Origin of the sequence: Melaminivora jejuensis (assembly GCF_017811175.1) — a bacterium.
Taxonomy (GTDB): domain Bacteria; phylum Pseudomonadota; class Gammaproteobacteria; order Burkholderiales; family Burkholderiaceae_C; genus Melaminivora; species Melaminivora jejuensis.
The window spans coordinates 3,207,712-3,225,137 of the sequence record NZ_JACWIJ010000002.1; the positions used below are offsets into that span (position 1 = coordinate 3,207,712).

Here is a 17,426-nt window from a genome sequence, read left to right on the forward strand (position 1 = left end):
AGCACATCCGGGTAGCCTTCTTTGGTATTACGGTTGGATACACTGTCGCCGGTTTTCCCCACAGCGTCCGTCTTGAATACACCATGTCATTGTTGAGCTGGCTCTTTCCCAAGGCCAAGCGGCCCATCCCTCCGCAGCGCCCAACCCCTCCTGCTTCGGCAGCGGGCAGCAGCGCCGGGCAACCGGCTGCTGCGGGCGGCGCGGCAGGAGGAGGGCTGGTGGCTGGTGCCGCTCCTGTTCCTGTGGATGAACGGATGCAGCGGCGCGAGCAGCTCTATGCCGTGGTGCGCGACGTCATGGTGCGCGCCAGCGTGCTGTCGGCGGGCTACAAGTTCAAGGTGCTGTCGCTGGATCAGCGCGGCGCGCAGTTCCTGGTCATGCTGGACATAGCGCCCGAATACGCCGGCACCCCCGAGCAGGGCGCCGAGCTGGAAGGATTGATCACCGACACCGCCAAGGCCCGGCACGACATCCTGGTGACTGCCGTGTACTGGCGCATGAACATGCTGCTGGGGCAGCCGCCCACGGTGCGCAGCGCTGGCACGTCAGCCACCAGCCACAGCCTGTATGGCGATCTGGGTTCGCGCCCGGCGCCGCTGATGCGCCCGCCGGCCAGCGGCGGCGCGCCATCGCGCCCGGCGCCGCTGGCCGGCGCTGCGCCAGCGCCCGTGGCCGCATCAGCGCCAACCGCCGCGCCGGCGCGCGCAGCACCGGCACCGACAGGGCGCTTCGACCCCATCGAGCCCGACGAGGTGGCGGCGTTCAAGCAGGCGCTGGCCAACGCCGCTGCCGCGCGCCCGGCCCCGGCGCCAGCGGCTCCCGGCAGGATCACGCGCAGCGGGCCGCTGCTGCCGCCCAACACGGGCTTCGAGGACACCGTGATGCCGCAGCAAAACGAGCGCAAGGCCGATCTGAGCTCCACCCAGTACGGCGATCTTTGAGCCAAATAGGCTCCAAACCCTTGCCTGGCAAGCGCTTGCAGCTATGAAAAACATAGTCGTGCAGCCGCCGTGCCAGGACGGGCCGCAAGGGCCTCAGTGCCCGGCGAAGTCCACCAGCGTATGCAGGGGCAGGCCGCTGGCGCGCAGGCGCTCGGAGCCGCCGAGCTCGGGCAGATCGACGATGGCCGCGCCTTCCATGACGCTGGCGCCGAGCTTTTCCAGCAGCCGCTTGCCGGCCATCATGGTGCCGCCGGTGGCGATCAGGTCATCGACCAGCAGTACGCGGTCGCCCGCGCGCACGGCGTCGGCGTGCAGCTCGACGGTGGCGCTGCCGTACTCCAGCTCGTAGGTTTCCTCCACCGTGGTGAAGGGCAGCTTGCCCTTCTTGCGGATGGGCACGAAGCCCACACCCAGCTCGTAGGCCACTACGGCGCCGATGATGAAGCCGCGCGCATCCAGCCCGGCGACCACATCCGGGCGTCGCTCGGGCGCCATGTAGCGATGCACGAAGGCGTCGATCATGACGCGAAACACCTGGGGGTTTTGCAGCAGCGGCGTGATGTCGCGGAACTGCACGCCAGGGGCTGGCCAGTCGGGTACGGTGCGGATGTTCTGGCGCAGGTAGTCGTTGACGCTCAGGTGGTGCATGGTCGTGGGGTAAAGGGGCTGAAGATGAACGGGCTGGACAGGCCGGAGTGGGCCGGCGCGCACAGGCAAAGCCGTGCAGTGTAAGAGCGTGTTCACGATCCCCGCGCGGGTGCGCGGGCGCGGCCTCGGGCGGTCTGCGGCGTTGCAAATCCTCGCGATAGCACGGGCTATCGCTGCGGTTTGCGCCTGGCAGCCCATCCCGATCCGCACCAGTGCCCCTGCGCGCGGAGATCGTAAACACGCTCTAAGAAAGTGCGCTGGAAGCGGCTGTCCCCTCAGCCGCGCAGCAAGTGCTCCTCGCCCAGCGCCAGTGCCGTCGGGTGGCCCGATAGCACCAGCGTGTCGCCCGCCGCCAGCGCCAGCGTGCTGTCGGCGCTGGCGATGCGCCCGTCGGCGGTACGCACGCTGACCAGGCGCACACCCGAGGGCGCCAGCGCCAGGTCGGCCGGCGCGTGGCCCAGCGCAGCCGCGCCGGCGGGCAGGGTGACCGAGGCCAGGCGCTCCTGGTCGCGCTCGGCCACGGTGTCGTCGTCGGCGCCGTGGAAGTAGCCGCGCAGCAGGTCGTAGCGTGCATCGCGCTGGTCGCGCACCAGGCGCAGCACCCGGCGCATGGGCACGCCCAGCAGCGCCAGCGCGTGGCTGGCCAGCATCAGCGAGCCTTCGATGGCCTCGGGTACCACGGCGGTGGCGCCGGCGGCCTGCAACTGCTCCAGGTGGGCGTCGTTGTGCGTGCGCACCAGCACCGGCACGTGCGGCGCGTGTTCGCGCGTGCTGGCCAGCACGCGCAAGGCGGACTGCGTGTCCTGGTAGGTGACGACCACGGCAGCGGCGCGCGCCAGCCCGGCGGCCATCAGCGCCTGCAGCCGCGTGGCGTCGCCAAAGACCACCGAGTTGCCCGCCGCCGTCGCCTGGCGCACGCGGTCGGGATCCAGATCCAGTGCCATATAGGCAATGCCCTCGTGCTCCAGCATCCGCGCCAGGTTCTGGCCGCTGCGCCCATAGCCGCAGATCAGCACGTGGCCGCTGGTGTTGATGGCCTGGCGCGCAATGGTGGTGACCTGCAGCGATTGCTGCAGCCAGTCGCTGGCGGCCAGCCGCATGACGATGCGGTTGCTGTGCTGCACCAGAAACGGCGTGGCCAGCATGGACAGCACCATGGCCGCCAGCACCGGGTTCATCAGCGCCGGCTCGATCAGCGCGTGCGTCTGCATCAGGCTCAGCAGCACGAAGCCGAACTCGCCGGCCTGCGCGGCATACAGCGCGGCGCGCAGCGCCACGCCCGCCGTCGCTCCCTGCGCGCGCGCCAGGGCGGTGATGATGGCCGTCTTGATGGCCAGCGGCCCGAGCAGCAGGAACAGCACCAGCGCCCAGTGCTCCAGCAGGATGTGCCAGTCCAGCATCATCCCCACGGTCATGAAGAACAGGCCCAGCAGCACGTCGTGGAAGGGCCGGATGTCGATGCCCACCTGGTGGCGGTACTGCGTCTCGGACACCAGCACGCCGGCGATGAAGGCGCCCAGCGCCAGCGACAGTCCGGCCAGCTCGGTCAGCCAGGCCAGGCCCAGGGTGACCAGCAGCAGGTTGAGCATGAACAGCTCGTCGCTCTTCCTGCGCGCCACCAGGGTCAGCCACCAGCGCATGACGCGCTGGCCGCCCACCAGCAGCACGCCCACCAGCAGCGCCGCCTTGACCAGCGCCAGGCCCAGCGCCAGCAGCAACTGGTCGGGCGAGGAGCCCAGCGCCGGGATCAGCACCAGCAGCGGCACCACCGCCAAGTCCTGGAACAGCAAGATGCCCAGAATGCGCTGGCCGTGCTCGCTGTCGAGCTCGGCGCGCTCGGCCAGCAGCTTGACCACGATGGCGGTGCTGCTCATGGCCAGCGTGCCGCCCAGCGCCAGCGCCGACTGCCAGCCCAGCTGCCACACCGGCGTGCCCCAGCGCGACAGGACGAGCAGCGCGCCGGTGAACACCAGCATGGACACGGCCACCTGCGCCAGCCCCAGGCCGAAGACGTGGCGGCGCATGGCACGCAGCTTGGACAGGTTGAATTCCAGCCCGATGGTGAACATCAGAAAGACCACGCCGAACTCGCCCAGGTGGCGCACGCCCTCAGAGTTGCGCGTCAGCGCCAGCGCGTGCGGGCCGATCAAGATGCCCGCCGCCAGGTAGCCCATCATGGGCGGCAGGCGCAGGCTGCGGCACGCCACCACGCCCAGCACAGCGGCCAGCAGGTACAGCAAAGTCAGGGCGAGTGAGGACATGCGCGATCGTAACGGCATGGCTGCAGGCCGTGGAAGCGCTGCATAAAACATGGGTGTTTTTCGCCTCTAGGCCTTGCTGGACAAGCGCTGACAGCTACATTAAGGGTAGCAAATTGTTGGCTCTGGCAACGCCCGCGTAGGGCGGTGCAGGGAGCTACAGCATTGGCCAGGATTGAAAAAATCAAACAAACGTTTGATTGGCATGGTTTAATGCGCGCCGATGTCCGCTCTGCCTCCTGATTCCCGCCCTGCTGCCTCCTGCCCGGTCTGCCCCGGCGCCGAGCCGCAGGCCCAGCCCGCGCGCACCCGGCTGCTGCTGGCGGCGCTCAAGCTGTTTGCCGCGCACGGCTACGACCGCACCTCGATCCGCGCCATCGCCGCCGAGGCGCAGACCAACGTGGCGGCGGTGAGCTACTACTTCGGCGACAAGGCGGCGCTGCACGCCGCGCTGTTTGCCGACCCGTTCGGCTCGCTGGCCGCGCTGGTGCCCGACCTGTCCCGCCCCGGCCTGTCGCTGCGCATCGCGCTGTTGCGCTTTTTCGAGGGCGCGCTGGCGCCACTGCACCACAGCGAGATGGCGCAGCAGATGGTGCGCCTGTACCTGCGCCAGATGCTGGAGCCGGCAGACCAGCGCCAGCCCGTGGCCGGGCACGATGTCGATGTCTCCAGCCGCGTCATCGCCGAACTGCTGCAGCGCCACCTGCGGCTGCCTGCCGCAGACGACGACCTGCAGCGCCTGGCCTGCGCCGTCAGCGGCCTGGCGCACCAGGTCTGGTGCCAGCACGAGACCCTGGTCGCGCAGCAGCCGCAATTGCTGGCCACGCCCGAGGCGCTGCAGCAATGGGCCGAGCGCCTGACCGACTACGCCCTGGCCATGGTGGCTGCCGAGCGCCGCCGCATCCGCCGTCGCCCCGTCGGCCCCTCCACCCCTGCCGCCACACCATGAAACCATCCCCTGTGCTGCGCGCCGCCGTGCTCGCTGCCGCGCCTGTGCTGCTCACCGCCTGCGCCGTCTCGCGCCCGCCGCCGCAGGTGCAGGCCAGCGCCCCCAGCGCCTGGCAGGCGCCGCTGCCCAGCCTGCCGCACGGCGGCAGTGTCGATGGGCTGCTCGACTGGTGGCGCTCCAGCCTGGACGATGCGCTGCTGACCGGCCTGATCGCCGATGCCCAGGCCCTGGCCCCGAGCGTGGCCCAGGCCGGCGCCCAGCTGGCGCAGGTGCGCGCCCAGCAGGTGGCGGCGCGCTCGGCGCTGCTGCCCGGCGTGGATGCGCAGGCCAGCGCCAGCCGGGGTTTCAACGAGCAGCTGGGCACGCTGGCCAGCGTGGCCCAGGTGGGCGCCCAGGCGGCCTGGGAGCTGGATGTGTTCGGCGGCAACGCCGCGCAGCTGGACGCCGCGCGCGCCCGCGGCAGCGCTGCCGCCGCCCAGTGGCACGAGGCGCGCGTGGCCGTGGCCGCCGAGGTGGCGCAGCACTACAGCGCCTGGCAGACCTGCCAGCGCCAGCTGGCCGTGGCCGAGGCCGACGCCCACTCGCGCGGCGAGACGGCGCGCCTGTCGGTCGAGAGCGAGCGCGCCGGCTTCACCGCGCCGGCCACCGCCGCCCTGGCCACGGCCAGCCATGCCGATGCGCGGGCGCGCGTCGCCCAGCAGCGGCTGCAGTGCGAGATCGGCGTCAAGACACTGGTCGCCCTGAGCGGGCGCGACGAGACTTTGCTGCGCACCCAGTTGGCCGCCGCGCCGCCGCTGCCCGCCACCGGCGCGCTGTTTGCCCTGCCGGCGCTGCCGGCGCAGCTGCTGGCCCAGCGCCCGGACGTGTATGCCGCCGAGCGCGAAGTCGCCGCCGCCAGCGCCGAGGTCGGCGCTGCCGAGGCGGCGCGCTACCCGCGCCTGCAGCTGCTCGGCTCCATCGGCGCCGGCACGGTGCGCACCGGCGTCATGGATGCCACCAGCACCACCTGGTCGATCGGGCCGGTGGCGCTGTCGGTGCCGCTGTTCGATGCAGGCCGGCGCGCCGCCCAGGCCGAGGCCGCGCAGGCGCGCTACGAGCTGGCCGCCAGCCGCTACCGCGCCGTGGTGCGCCAGGCCGTGGCCGAGGTCGAGCAAGGCCTGGCGCGCCTGGCCAGCACCGCCGAGCGCGCCGGCAGCGCGCAGCAGGCGGCAGCGGGCTACCGGCGCTCCTTCGAGGCCACGCAGGCGCGTTGGCAGGCCGGCCTGGCCAGCCTGGTCGAGCTCGAAGATGCGCGCCGGATGCAGCTGGCCTCGGAGACGGCGCTGGTGGCGCTGGAGCACGAGCGCCTGTCGGCCTGGATCGCCCTGTACCGCGCTGCCGGCGGGGGCTGGACGCGCGCGCTGGATGCGCCGGTGGTAGTGGGGGAGCACCCTCACCCCAGCCCTCTCCCGCACGCGGGAGAGGGAGCCAATCCGGCGCCAGCGCCACAGCACGCAAGCGCGGACGGTGCGACACCGCAGCGTGCGGACGGTGCCGCCGGTGCAACACCACAGCGTGCGGATGGTGCTGCCGCTGTAACGCCACGCTCTGCAGCCGCGCCGTGCATTGCCCCAGCTCCCTCTCCCGCGTGCGGGAGAGGGTGGGGGTGAGGGCCTGCGCTCCGCCAGCGCTGCCTGCCCTAGCCCCCTCCACGCCCGACCTACCCCTCTTTTCGCCCACCCGCCATGCCCCGCCCGAAAACCCTCCAGACCCTGATCGCCCTGGCCGTGCTGGCCCTGGCCGCCGGCAGTGGCGCGCTGCTGGCCAGCCGCGCCTCGCACGCTGACACCCCGGCAGCCGCCGCCCCCGCGCCGCGCCCGGCGCTCACCGTGACCGTGGTGCAGCCGCGCGCCGGCCAGGTGCAGGAGCGCCTGGCGGCCAACGGCAACATCGCCGCTTGGCAGGAGGCCAGCATCGGCTCCGAGGCCAACGGCCTGCGCCTGACCGAGGTGCGCGTCAACGTCGGCGACCAGGTGCGCGCCGGCCAAGTGCTGGCCACCTTCGCCCCCGAGACCGTGCAGGCCGAGGTGGCGCAGGCGCGCGCCAGCCTGCTGGAAGCCCGCGCAGCCGCTGCCGACGCCCAGGCCAACGCCGAGCGCGCCAAAACGCTCACCGCCTCGGGCGCCCTGAGCCAGCAGCAGATCCAGCAATACGCCACTGCCGCGCAGACCGCGCAGGCGCGCGTCGAGGCGGCGCAGGCCATGCTGCACGTGCAGGAGCTGCGCCTCCAGCGCACCCAGGTGCTGGCGCCCGATGCCGGCGTGATCTCGGCGCGCAACGCCACCGTGGGCGCCGTGGTCGGCGCCGGCACCGAGCTGTTTCGCCTGGTGCGCCGGGGCCGGCTGGAGTGGCGCGCCGAGGTCGGCGCGTCCGACCTGCCGCGCATCCGCCCCGGCATGAGCGTGCAGGTCAGCGCCGCCAGCGGCGCGCAGGTGCCGGGCACGGTGCGCATGTTGGCGCCCACCGTCGATCCGGCCACGCGCAACGCTCTGGTCTATGTCGATCTGCCGCAGCATCCGGACGTGCGCGCCGGCATGTATGCGCGCGGCGACTTCCGGCTGGGCGAGCGCGCCGGCCTGACGCTGCCGCTGTCGGCTATCGTGGTGCGCGACGGTTTCTCCAACGTCTTCGAAGTCGGCGAGGGCGCGCGCGTCCACATGCGCCGCGTGCGCACCGGCGAGCGCTCGGGCGAGCGGGTGGAAATCCTGCAGGGCGTGGCCCCGCAGGCGCGCATCGTGCGCCAGGGCGGAACCTTCCTGAACGACGGCGACACCGTGCGCGTGGCCGCCGACGCCCCCACTCCCGCTCCAGGAGATTCAGAGCCAAATCCGGCGAAAACGCCCGCTGGGCAAGCGCAGACAGCTATCAAATAAGGAGTGGCCATGAACCTCTCGGCCTGGTCTATCCGCAACCCCATACCGGCAGCCATGCTGTTCGTGCTGCTCACCCTGGGCGGCCTGATGGCGTTTCGCTCCATGAAGGTGCAGAACTTCCCGGACATGGATCTGCCCATCGTCATCGTCCAGGCAGCACTGCCCGGCGCGGCGCCGGGGCAGCTCGAAGCCGACGTGGCGCGCAAGATCGAGAACGCCATCGCCACCACCCAGGGCCTCAAGCACATCAGCACCACGCTGGTTGATGGCATGGCCTCGATTGCCGCCGAGTTCCAGCTGGAAAAGCCGGTGCAGGAGGCGGTGGACGACGTGCGCTCGGCGGTGGCGCGGGTGCGCTCGGATCTGCCAGCCGACCTGCGCGACCCCATCATCAACAAGTTCGAGTTCACGGCGCAGCCGATTGCGGCGTTCGCCATCTCTTCGAGCGCCATGGACGACGAGGCGCTGTCGTGGTTCATCGACGACACGTTGACGCGCCGCCTGCTCACCGTGCCCGGCGTGGGTGCGGTCAGCCGCGTCGGCGGGGTCACGCGCGAGGTGCGCGTGGCGCTCGATCCACTCAAGCTGCAGGCGCTGGGCGCGACGGCGGCGGATGTCTCGCGCCAGGTGCGCCAGGTGCAGCTGGAGAGCGCCGGCGGACGCGCCGAGATCGCCGGCGCCGAGCAGGCGCTGCGCACCCAGGCCACGGTGCAGACCGCCGCCGAGCTGGCGCGCCTGGAGATCGCCCTGCCCGGCGGGCGCCATGTGCGCCTGGATCAGCTGGCGCGCATCGAGGACACCGTGGCCGAGCCGCGCTCGGCGGCCATGCTGGACGGCAAGCCGGTCATCGGCTTCGAGGTCACGCGCAGCCGCGGCGCCAGCGAGATCGAGGTCGGCGCCGGCGTGCAGCAGGCGCTGGATGCGCTGCGCGCCGAGCACCCCGACCTGCAGATGCAGCGCACGGTGGACTTCGTGGACATCGCGCAGGACGAGTACGACAGCTCCATGCGGCTGCTCTACGAGGGCGCCATCCTGGCCGTGGTCGTGGTCTGGCTGTTCCTGCGCGACTGGCGCGCCACGGTGGTCTCGGCGGTGGCGCTGCCGCTGTCGGTCATCCCGGCCTTCATCGGGATGCAGATGCTGGGTTTCTCCATCAACATCATCACGCTGCTGGCGCTGTCGCTGGTGGTCGGCATCCTGGTGGACGATGCCATTGTCGAGGTGGAAAACATCGTGCGCCACCTGAGGATGGGCAAGACGCCGTACCAGGCGGCGATGGAGGCGGCCGACGAGATCGGCCTGGCCGTCATTGCCACCACCTTCACGCTGATCGCGGTGTTTTTGCCTACGGCCTTCATGAGCGGCATTGCCGGGCGCTTTTTCAAGCAGTTCGGCTGGACGGCGGCGCTGGCGGTGTTCTTCTCGCTGGTCGTGGCGCGGCTGCTCACGCCCATGATGTCGGCCTACATGCTCAAGCCCATGGTGGACTTGGAGCGCGAGCCGCGCTGGCTGGCCGCCTACATGCGCGCCTCCGAGTGGTGCATCCGCCACCGGCTGTGGACGCTGATCGGCGCGCTGCTGTTCTTCATCGCTTCGCTGGCGCTGATTCCGCTGCTGCCCTCGGGCTTCATCCCGGCGGACGACAACGCCCAGACCCAGGTCACACTGGAGCTGCCGCCCGGCACCCGGCTCGACGACACCCGCGCCATTGCCCGCCTGGCCGCCGAGCGCGCCATGCAGGTGGGCCACATCGAGAGCATCTACACGGCCATCGGCGCCGGCTCGGCAGGGGCTGACCCGGCGTCGAGCAGCGCCGCTTCGGCCGACCCGCGCATCGCCACGCTCACCCTGCGCATGACGCCGCGCAGCGAGCGCCCGCGCAAGCAGGTCATCGAGGAGCAGTTGCGCGCGGCCATGCAGGACGTGCCGGGCGTGCGCGTCAAGGTGGGCCTGGGCGGCTCCAACGACAAATACATCGTGGCCCTGGCCAGCGACGACCCGCAGGCGCTGGCCAGCAGCGCGCGCGCCGTCGAGCGCGAGTTGCGCACCATCGGCGGCATCGGCGGCATCAGCTCCAACGCCAGCCTGGTGCGCCCGGAGATCGCCATCCGCCCCGACTTCGCTCGCGCCGCCGACCTGGGCGTGACCTCGCAGGCCATCGCCGAGACGCTGCGCGTGGCCACCGTGGGCGACTACGAGCAATACCTGCCCAAGCTGAATCTGGCGCAGCGCCAGGTGCCCATCGTGGTGCGCCTGCAGGATGCGGCGCGCGAAGACCTGGCGACACTGCAACGCCTCACCGTGCCGGGCAGCCGTGGGCCGGTGCGCCTCGATGAGGTGGCCGAGCTGGCGCTGGCCGGCGGCCCGGCGGTCATCAAGCGCTACGACCGCTCGCGCAACGTCAACTTCGAGATCGAGCTGGGCGCACGCGGCCTGGGCGAGGTGACCGAGGCCGTACACAACCTGCCCGCCGTGAAAAGCCTGCCGGCCAGCGTGCGCCTGATCAACGTCGGCGACGCGGAAATGATGGGCGAGCTGTTCGAGAGTTTCGGCCTGGCCATGCTCACGGGAGTGGTCTGCATCTACATCGTGCTGGTGCTGCTGTTCAAGGACTTCCTGCAGCCGGTGACCATCCTGATGGCGCTGCCGCTGTCGCTGGGCGGTGCCTTCGTGGCGCTCTTGCTGGCGCGCCAGAGCTTTTCCATGCCGTCGCTGATCGGGCTGATCATGCTCATGGGCATTGCCACCAAGAACTCCATCTTGCTGGTCGAGTACGCCATCATGGCCCGGCGCGAGCGCGGCATGAGCCGGCTCGACGCGCTACTGGACGCCTGCCACAAGCGCGCCCGGCCCATCATCATGACGACACTGGCCATGGGCGCTGGCATGATGCCGATCGCGCTGGGCCTGGGCGGCGCGGACATGAGTTTCCGCTCACCCATGGCCGTGGCCGTGATCGGCGGCCTGATCACCTCCACGGTGCTCAGCCTGCTGGTCGTGCCGGCCGCGTTCACCTGGGTCGATGATTTCGAGCACTGGCTGATCCGGCTGGTGCGCGGGCGCAGGGCACCAGCGTATGATGAACGTTCTGTTACATCGCCATGAAACTGGTTACTCTCGAAATTGACACCATCCCGCTCGGCCAGCCGCTGCCGTTTGCGCTGCGCGGCGCCGATGGCAAGCTGCTGGCCCACAAGGGCTATGTGATCCGCAACCGCCAGGATCTGGGCGTGCTGCTGGCGCGAGGCATCAAGTTGTGCATCGACACCCATGAGTCGGGCGACAGCCATCGCGCCTATCTGGCGCAGATGCAGCAGATGCTGCTGGCCGATGCCTCGCTGGGCCAGATCGCCGCCATGAAGCTGTCGGCTGCCCAGGCTATCCAGCACAACCCGGAGGGCGCCGCCGCCGACTGGGCCGAGCTGCAGATGCGGGCTTCGCAGCTGTTGCGCGCGCCGGGCAGCAGCGACTTCCCGCAGCGCCTGCTGGATCTGCACGAGGAGCTGGAGCGCCAATGCCAGCAAACCCCCGACAGCCTGCTGCTGGCGCTGATCTACCTGACCGGGCGCGAGACACGCATGTACAGCGCTACCCACGCCATGCTGGTGGCCAGCGTGTGCATGTTGGTGGCTGGCGAGACCCTGGGCTGGCCCGAGGCCAAGGTGGCGCGCCTGGGTCAGGCGGCGCTGTCCATGAACATCGCAATGACGGCGCTGCAGGACGATTTGGCGCAGCAGACCGACCCGCTGACTGCGGCGCAGATCGACGCCATCTCCGACCATGCCGAGCACTCCGAGGCGCTCTTGCGCCAGATGGGCATGAGCGATCCGGTCTGGCTGGAAGCCGTGCGCCACCACCATGCGCGCATCCCCGGCCCGCTGGCCGAGCGCAGCGAGGGGCTGCAGATGGCGCGGCTGATCCAGCGCGCCGACGTGTTCGGCGCGCGCATCGCGCCGCGCGCCACGCGCCAGCCGCTGGCCTCCACGGCCGCCATGCAGGCCAGCTACTACGACGAGCAGCGCCAGGTGGACGAGGCCGGCGCGGCACTGGTCAAGACGCTGGGCGTCTATCCCCCCGGCACGCATGTGCGCCTGGCCACGCAGGAAGTGGCGCTGGTGCTGCGCCGTGGCGCCAGCGCCACCACGCCGCGCGTGGCCGTGGTGGTGAACCGCGAGGGGATGCCTACCGGCGAGCTGATCCCGCGCGACACCACCCAGGCGCAGTGGAAGATCACCGCTGCCGTGCCCGGCAACGAGGTGCGCGTACACCTGCCGCTGGCGCGGCTGCTGCCGCTGGTCTGAACGGTCGCGGCGCGCTGCACCATGGCCAGGCGCGGCAGTCCTGCGAAACCCCGCGCGGTGCGGGTGCATGGACGCCAGCGCCTGCAGGCCTGGCCCGGCCATGGTGCAATGCCTGTTGCCGTGTGCGCTGCCTGCCTTGTGCGCAGTTGCCATGTACGGCGGTGCAAAAATTTTCATGCCGGCCCTGGAACTTTCGCGCTGCGGCCCCACTCTGCAGTGGGTGCCCGGCAGGCCAGCCAGCCGGGCACCGATCATCAGCTTTCACGTTGCGAGGCCTGCGGACACCCTCCGCCGACAGCTCTGAGGCGCTTCTCCTCCCTCCCTCTCTGACTTCGTTTCAGAGCGCCTTGCAGCGTTTTTTCTTCTGCCGCAAGGCGCGCCCCCAGCCACCGGGGCGCGCCTTGCCGCTGATGGCGGGCACCTACAATCCGCCCCCATGAGCCAGCCCCCTTCCTCTTCTTCCTCCGCGTTTTCCCCCAACACCGCCCTGTCGCCACTGGATGGCCGCTACGCCGCCCGCCTGGCGGCACTGCGTCCCATCATGAGCGAGCACGGCTACATGCACCGGCGCGTGCAGGTGGAAGTCGCCTGGTTCATCGCCCTGTCGGATGCCGGCTTTGCCGAATTCCCGCAGCTGTCGGCGCCGGCGCGCAGCCATCTGCTGGGTCTGGTCGCGCATTTCAGCGAGGCCGACACCCAGGCCATCAAGGCCATCGAGAAGACCACCAACCACGACGTCAAGGCCGTCGAGTACTGGATCAAGTCGAAATTCGCCGGCCAGCCCGAGCTGGAGCGCGCCGCCGAGTTTGTCCATTTCGCCTGCACCAGCGAGGACATCAACAACACCAGCCACGCCCTGCAGCTGCGCGATGGCCGGGCGCAGGTGCTGCTGCCGGCGCTGGACGCTATCGTCGAACGGTTGCGCGCCCTGGCGCAGCAGTTCGCCGCCGTGCCCATGCTCAGTCGCACGCACGGCCAGACGGCCAGCCCGACGACAGTCGGCAAGGAGCTGGCCAACGTCGTGGCGCGCCTGGACGCAGCGCGCAGCCGCATCGCCGGCGTGGCCATCCTGGGCAAGATGAACGGCGCCGTGGGCAACTACAACGCCCACCTGTCGGCCTGGCCGGACTTCGACTGGGAGGCCTTTGCGCGCCGCGTGGTCGAAAGCGCCGAGCCCGAGGGCCTGGGGCTCACTTTCCAGCCCTACTCGATCCAGATCGAGCCGCACGACTACATGGCCGAGCTGTTCGATGCGGTGGCGCGCACCAACACCATCTTGATCGACCTGGCGCGCGACATCTGGGGCTACATCTCGCTGGGCTACTTCAAGCAAAAGCTCAAGGACGGCGAGATCGGCTCGTCCACCATGCCGCACAAGGTCAACCCCATCGATTTCGAGAACGCCGAGGGCAACCTGGGCCTGGCCAATGCGCTGTTGCGCCACCTGTCGGACAAGCTGCCCATCTCGCGCTGGCAGCGCGACCTGACGGACTCCACGGTGCTGCGCAACATCGGCGTGGCACTGGGCTACTCGGTGCTGGCCTACAGCTCCCTGATGACCGGCCTTGCCAAGCTCGAACTCAACGAGCCGGCGCTGGCCGCCGACCTGGATGCCAGCTGGGAAGTGCTGGCCGAGCCGATCCAGACGGTGATGCGCCGCCACGGCGTGGCCGGGGCCTATGAAAAGCTCAAGGAAGTCACGCGCGGCCAGAGCGTGACGCGCGAAGCGCTGCATGCGCTGATCCACAGCCTGGACATTCCGCAGGACGACAAGAAGCGCCTGCTGGACATGACGCCGGCCAGCTACATCGGCAAGGCCGCCGAGCTGGCGCGCCGCATCTGAGGCGCGGCGGCACGGCTCGGGGAGCTGCCCCGGTCTTGCCGCTTTGGCTTTATCGATTTTTCGCTGCCCGCCCTTGTGTAGCAAGCGCGGGCAGCTCTTTTTTCAGGAGCAAGAGCATGGCGCTCAAGTCCACCATCTTCAAGGCGCATCTGGCGATCGCCGACATCGACCACGGCTACTACGCCGATCACCAGCTCACCCTGGCGCGCCACCCCAGCGAGACCGACGAGCGCATGATGGTGCGCCTGGCCGCGCTGGCGCTGCAGGCGCACGAGCTGCACGACACCTGCGGCGGCGATGGCCAGCTGGCCTTTGGCGCCGGCCTGTCCGACCCGGACGACCCGGATGTGTCGCTGACTGATTTCACCGGCAGGAAACGCCTGTGGATAGAGGTTGGCCAGCCCGAGGACAAGCCGCTGGCCAAGGCCGCCTCCCGCGCCGATGCGGTGCTGGTCTATGCCTTCCACCACGCCGCCGAGGTCTGGTGGCGCGGCATCGAGAGCAAGCTCACACGCCTCGATCGGCTGCAGGTCTGGCGCATCCCCGCCGAGCAGTCCCAGGCCCTGGCGCAACTGGCCGAGCGCAGTATGCAGCTGCAGGCCACGGTGCAGGACGGCGCACTCACCCTGAGCAGCGCCCTGGGCAGCGTGCATCTGGAGCCGCTGCGCTGGAAGTGAACAAGAGCCGCAGAAAGCCGTTGAAGCGGCTAGGATTTGGATAAAAACCGGCTCAAACCCTTGCCAGTCAAGCGCTGGCAGCTATCAATTTTTGATTATTCTGGCGACGCTGCAGCGGCCCTGGCCTGGCCTGCCCCGTCCCGCCCGCCGACAGCTCTACCTTGGCATCAGCGCGCCGCAGTTCCAGCACTGCTCGAAGCCGCCCTCCACGCACTCGCCGCAGCCGGGGCAGAACCATTGGCGCTGCGGCAGGCGCTCCAGCTCGTGCAGCAGGGCGCGGGCGCGCTCCAGGTGCTCGGGGTATTGCAGCCAGACTTCGGGCAGGCATTCGCCCGGCGGCAGGTGGCCGGCGGCGGCGCCCAGGTGCTGGCGCTGCACGCTGGCGGGCAGACCGGCCTGGCACAGCAGGTCGCGCCACAGCGTGGCAATCGCGATGTTGGGGCCTGGGTCAAGCGCTGCATAGTGGCGGCCACCATAGCCGGGCGGGTGCGCGGCGGCAAGCACTCAACCGAGGGCGGCACGTTCGGCGTAGCGCGTGAAGCGCAGCGCGCTGCCCTGGCGGGTGATGCGCTGCCAGACGGCGCGCTTGCGCAGCGGGCTGTAGGCCAGCCAGTGCTGCACTTCCTCGAAACTGCGCCCGCAGCCCTTGCACCAGGCGTCGCCCTGGCTGGTCGAGCAGATGGCGATGCAGGGCGTGTCGGGTGTGCTGTCGTACCAGGCCAGCCAGGCCATGCGCGCGGCGGCGGGCATGTCGGCCTCGGGCAGCGCGCGCCGGCCCGTGTGCGCCAGGCGCGCACAGACCTCGGCCAGCGCCGCCACCTCGGACGCCAGGTGGATGCCGTCGGGCGAGGGCGCGCGGGCGCGCCAGAAGTCGAGGGCGGCCTCGATGTCGGACAAAAAGAAGCAAGCGGTGCAGCAGTGCGTGGAACAGTCCGGAGAGGCGGCAGGAGCAGGCATGGGCCGGATCATAGGCAGCGCCTGGATGCCCTGCACTTGTGTTCCAATAGCCGGCTTCAAAGGGGAGTAGCTCCCCGCCGGTAGTCCTTTTCATCGGGCGCACCGGCGGATGGCAGGTCGTCAAGACGAAGCCCACCGGCTTCCGGCCTGCCAGGCAGCGTGGCGCCACGACATGGACGTGGGCAGCACCTGCGCCGGGCAAGACCTTTGGGCGCCTGGGCGGCATTGCGTCGCCGTGGCCGGCCCGAAGTGTCGCTCCTGTCCTTCCTCAGGCGACGCCTTGCGTCCGTGCTGCCCAGGCATCGTGAACCCACAATGCAGCTGCTGAGGTAATCGCACATGGACTTGGACTTTCTCACCCACACCCCGTTCTGGATCGCGCTCGGCCAGATCATCATCATTGACATCCTGCTGGGCGGCGACAACGCCGTGGTCATCGCCCTGGCCTGTCGCAAGCTGCCGCCGGCCCAGCGCACCAAGGGCATCATCTGGGGCACGGCAGGTGCGATTGCCCTACGCGTGGTGCTGATCGTGTTCGCCATGCAACTGCTCAATCTGCCGGCGCTCAAGGCGATTGGCGCACTCTTGCTGGTGTGGATTGGCGTCAAGCTGATCGCCCCGCAAGATGAGGACGAGCACGGCAAGATCCAGGGCAGCGACAAGCTGCTGGCCGCCATCAAAACCATCATCGTGGCCGATCTGGTCATGAGCGTGGACAACGTGATCGCCATCGCCGGGGCGGCGCAAGGCTCGGGCGAGCACCAGACGCTGCTGGTGGTGCTGGGCCTGTTGATCTCGGTGCCCATCATCGTCTGGGGCTCGCAGATCGTCATCCGGCTGATGGAGCGCTTCCCGCTGGTCATCGTCGCCGGCGGCATGTTGCTGGGCTGGATCGCCGGCGGGATGCTGGCCACCGATCCGCTGTTCGTGAACCACGGCGAATGGCTGTGGGCGCCCAAGTGGGGCACCTCGGACGGCCAGGGCCATGCCGAGCTGCCCACGGCAGTCTATTGGGCCGCGCACCTGGCCGGCGCCCTGATCGTGCTGGCCCTGGGCAAGCTGGTGGCCGCGCGCCGCGCGCGTGCCGGCACCTGAAAAGGCCGCATCCGCTCAGGACAAACCGGGCCGGGCTTTACATTCGCAGCACTTTGTCCGACCATCGGGGAGCTTGCCGGCACGGGTTGCCGGCAAATGCGCAAACGGAGAAACACCATGGCAGCCATCGAATTTGCAGTACGCCGCCTGGCCTCGGATTCGGCCAGCATCCAGCCGGCACTGGCGCCCAGCACCCGCGCGTCCGACCTGCAGGCCCTGCGCGCCGAGGAGGCGCGCCAGGAGCGCCGCGCCCAGCCCGGCCAGCAGGCCATGTCGGTCGAGGGCACCAAGGTGACCATCAGCGAGCGCGCCCGGGAGCTGGCCGCGCAGCAGGACGCCGAGCCTGCGCGCAACCAGCAAAGCGACACCCGGCGCGTGCAGGAGCGCGAGGCCGTGCTGCAGATGCCCCAGCTCAGCGACCAGGTGCTGCGCACCTACGCCTCGGCCACGTAAGCGCCACCATCAGGCCCGTCACAAGAACAGGAGAGACCCCATGTCGGCTGCCATTGCCCCCATCGCTGCCGGAGCAGCCGGCGCATCCCGCCAGGTGCAAAGCGCCCAGCGCAATGCCCAGCAGGCCGAGCAGGCCGCCCAGCGCCTGCGCTCCGAGGCGGAGGCCGCCCAGCGCAGCGCCGACCGCGAGCAGCGCCGCGCCGATGGCCTGGAGATCCGGGCCAGCGATGCCAACACCCGCCTGGATCGCGCACGCGGCGCCCTGCACTCGGCCCACCATGCCCAGGCCATCGATGTCGTGCGGCTGCAGCCGGAGCCGGCGCAGGCCCAGGCGCCCTTCATGAACTTCGCCGGCCAGGCCACAGGCCTGATCCTGAACGTCATGGTCTGAA

14 protein-coding genes and 1 pseudogene are annotated in these 17,426 nt (G+C 70.2%); 11 read left to right on the forward strand and 4 right to left on the reverse strand.

The window, feature by feature from the left end; genetic code table 11:
• The first annotated feature begins 83 nt into the window (after window positions 1-83).
• Window positions 84-941, forward strand: coding sequence for a hypothetical protein (locus IDM45_RS15025; protein WP_209423563.1), 858 nt, complete (start codon window positions 84-86; stop codon window positions 939-941).
• Between the two features lie 93 nt (window positions 942-1,034).
• On the opposite strand, the gene IDM45_RS15030 is transcribed toward IDM45_RS15025, so the two are convergent.
• Window positions 1,035-1,589: an adenine phosphoribosyltransferase gene (locus IDM45_RS15030; RefSeq protein ID WP_209423564.1), complete on the reverse strand. Its 555-nt coding sequence runs from the start codon at window positions 1,587-1,589 to the stop codon at window positions 1,035-1,037.
• 275 nt (window positions 1,590-1,864) lie between these two features.
• Window positions 1,865-3,850 (reverse strand): monovalent cation:proton antiporter-2 (CPA2) family protein, encoded by a 1,986-nt coding sequence (locus IDM45_RS15035; protein WP_209423565.1) that lies wholly within the window; start codon window positions 3,848-3,850, stop codon window positions 1,865-1,867.
• A gap of 220 nt (window positions 3,851-4,070) precedes the next feature.
• Here IDM45_RS15035 and IDM45_RS15040 point away from each other — a divergent pair, with 220 nt between their 5' ends.
• The 7 genes from IDM45_RS15040 to IDM45_RS15070 all read left to right on the forward strand — a co-directional run bounded on the left by IDM45_RS15040 (window position 4,071) and on the right by IDM45_RS15070 (window position 14,529).
• On the forward strand, window positions 4,071-4,796 hold the full coding sequence (locus tag IDM45_RS15040) for a TetR/AcrR family transcriptional regulator (protein ID WP_209423566.1): 726 nt from the start codon (window positions 4,071-4,073) through the stop codon (window positions 4,794-4,796).
• Complete coding sequence (locus IDM45_RS15045) at window positions 4,793-6,445, forward strand: efflux transporter outer membrane subunit (protein WP_209423567.1); 1,653 nt, start codon at window positions 4,793-4,795, stop codon at window positions 6,443-6,445. Before IDM45_RS15040 ends, IDM45_RS15045 begins: the two co-directional genes overlap by 4 nt.
• Window positions 6,446-6,520: 75 nt before the next feature.
• Window positions 6,521-7,708, forward strand: coding sequence for an efflux RND transporter periplasmic adaptor subunit (locus tag IDM45_RS15050; RefSeq protein WP_209423568.1), 1,188 nt, complete (start codon window positions 6,521-6,523; stop codon window positions 7,706-7,708).
• Between the two features lie 9 nt (window positions 7,709-7,717).
• Window positions 7,718-10,813: an efflux RND transporter permease subunit gene (locus tag IDM45_RS15055; RefSeq protein ID WP_209423569.1), complete on the forward strand. Its 3,096-nt coding sequence runs from the start codon at window positions 7,718-7,720 to the stop codon at window positions 10,811-10,813.
• Window positions 10,810-12,009, forward strand: coding sequence for an HD-GYP domain-containing protein (locus tag IDM45_RS15060; RefSeq protein ID WP_209423570.1), 1,200 nt, complete (start codon window positions 10,810-10,812; stop codon window positions 12,007-12,009). Before IDM45_RS15055 ends, IDM45_RS15060 begins: the two co-directional genes overlap by 4 nt.
• A 436-nt stretch (window positions 12,010-12,445) precedes the next feature.
• Window positions 12,446-13,852 carry an adenylosuccinate lyase gene (gene purB / locus IDM45_RS15065; protein WP_209423571.1) on the forward strand — a complete coding sequence of 469 codons (1,407 nt, stop codon included), beginning with the start codon at window positions 12,446-12,448 and terminating at the stop codon, window positions 13,850-13,852.
• A gap of 116 nt (window positions 13,853-13,968) precedes the next feature.
• On the forward strand, window positions 13,969-14,529 hold the full coding sequence (locus IDM45_RS15070) for a YaeQ family protein (protein ID WP_209423572.1): 561 nt from the start codon (window positions 13,969-13,971) through the stop codon (window positions 14,527-14,529).
• Window positions 14,530-14,685: 156 nt separating this feature from the next.
• On the opposite strand, the pseudogene IDM45_RS15075 reads toward IDM45_RS15070, so the two are convergent.
• A pseudogene (locus tag IDM45_RS15075) lies at window positions 14,686-14,990 on the reverse strand (DUF2007 domain-containing protein).
• A 43-nt stretch (window positions 14,991-15,033) separates the two neighbouring features.
• The gene (locus IDM45_RS15080) at window positions 15,034-15,486 is read right to left on the reverse strand and encodes a DUF3717 domain-containing protein (RefSeq protein ID WP_209423573.1); all 453 of its coding nucleotides are present in this window, start codon (window positions 15,484-15,486) and stop codon (window positions 15,034-15,036) included.
• A 339-nt stretch (window positions 15,487-15,825) separates the two neighbouring features.
• Here IDM45_RS15080 and IDM45_RS15085 point away from each other — a divergent pair, with 339 nt between their 5' ends.
• The 3 genes from IDM45_RS15085 (at window position 15,826) to IDM45_RS15095 (ending at window position 17,425) form a co-directional block, all read left to right on the forward strand.
• Window positions 15,826-16,581 carry a TerC family protein gene (locus tag IDM45_RS15085; protein ID WP_209423574.1) on the forward strand — a complete coding sequence of 252 codons (756 nt, stop codon included), beginning with the start codon at window positions 15,826-15,828 and terminating at the stop codon, window positions 16,579-16,581.
• Window positions 16,582-16,698: 117 nt separating this feature from the next.
• Window positions 16,699-17,034, forward strand: coding sequence for a hypothetical protein (locus IDM45_RS15090; protein WP_209423575.1), 336 nt, complete (start codon window positions 16,699-16,701; stop codon window positions 17,032-17,034).
• 40 nt (window positions 17,035-17,074) lie between these two features.
• Complete coding sequence (locus IDM45_RS15095) at window positions 17,075-17,425, forward strand: hypothetical protein (RefSeq protein WP_209423576.1); 351 nt, start codon at window positions 17,075-17,077, stop codon at window positions 17,423-17,425.
• The last annotated feature ends 1 nt before the right edge of the window (window position 17,426 follow it).

What these genes read in the sequence shown, in the direction of transcription:
- IDM45_RS15025 (WP_209423563.1), top strand. Translation starts at nt 84, where the DNA reads ATGTCATTGTTGAGCTGGCTCTTTCCCAAGGCCAAGCGGCCCATCCCT.
- IDM45_RS15030 (WP_209423564.1), bottom strand. Translation starts at nt 1,589, where the DNA reads ATGCACCACCTGAGCGTCAACGACTACCTGCGCCAGAACATCCGCACC.
- IDM45_RS15035 (WP_209423565.1), bottom strand. Translation starts at nt 3,850, where the DNA reads ATGTCCTCACTCGCCCTGACTTTGCTGTACCTGCTGGCCGCTGTGCTG.
- IDM45_RS15040 (WP_209423566.1), top strand. Translation starts at nt 4,071, where the DNA reads ATGTCCGCTCTGCCTCCTGATTCCCGCCCTGCTGCCTCCTGCCCGGTC.
- IDM45_RS15045 (WP_209423567.1), top strand. Translation starts at nt 4,793, where the DNA reads ATGAAACCATCCCCTGTGCTGCGCGCCGCCGTGCTCGCTGCCGCGCCT.
- IDM45_RS15050 (WP_209423568.1), top strand. Translation starts at nt 6,521, where the DNA reads ATGCCCCGCCCGAAAACCCTCCAGACCCTGATCGCCCTGGCCGTGCTG.
- IDM45_RS15055 (WP_209423569.1), top strand. Translation starts at nt 7,718, where the DNA reads ATGAACCTCTCGGCCTGGTCTATCCGCAACCCCATACCGGCAGCCATG.
- IDM45_RS15060 (WP_209423570.1), top strand. Translation starts at nt 10,810, where the DNA reads ATGAAACTGGTTACTCTCGAAATTGACACCATCCCGCTCGGCCAGCCG.
- purB (WP_209423571.1), top strand. Translation starts at nt 12,446, where the DNA reads ATGAGCCAGCCCCCTTCCTCTTCTTCCTCCGCGTTTTCCCCCAACACC.
- IDM45_RS15070 (WP_209423572.1), top strand. Translation starts at nt 13,969, where the DNA reads ATGGCGCTCAAGTCCACCATCTTCAAGGCGCATCTGGCGATCGCCGAC.
- IDM45_RS15080 (WP_209423573.1), bottom strand. Translation starts at nt 15,486, where the DNA reads ATGCCTGCTCCTGCCGCCTCTCCGGACTGTTCCACGCACTGCTGCACC.
- IDM45_RS15085 (WP_209423574.1), top strand. Translation starts at nt 15,826, where the DNA reads ATGGACTTGGACTTTCTCACCCACACCCCGTTCTGGATCGCGCTCGGC.
- IDM45_RS15090 (WP_209423575.1), top strand. Translation starts at nt 16,699, where the DNA reads ATGGCAGCCATCGAATTTGCAGTACGCCGCCTGGCCTCGGATTCGGCC.
- IDM45_RS15095 (WP_209423576.1), top strand. Translation starts at nt 17,075, where the DNA reads ATGTCGGCTGCCATTGCCCCCATCGCTGCCGGAGCAGCCGGCGCATCC.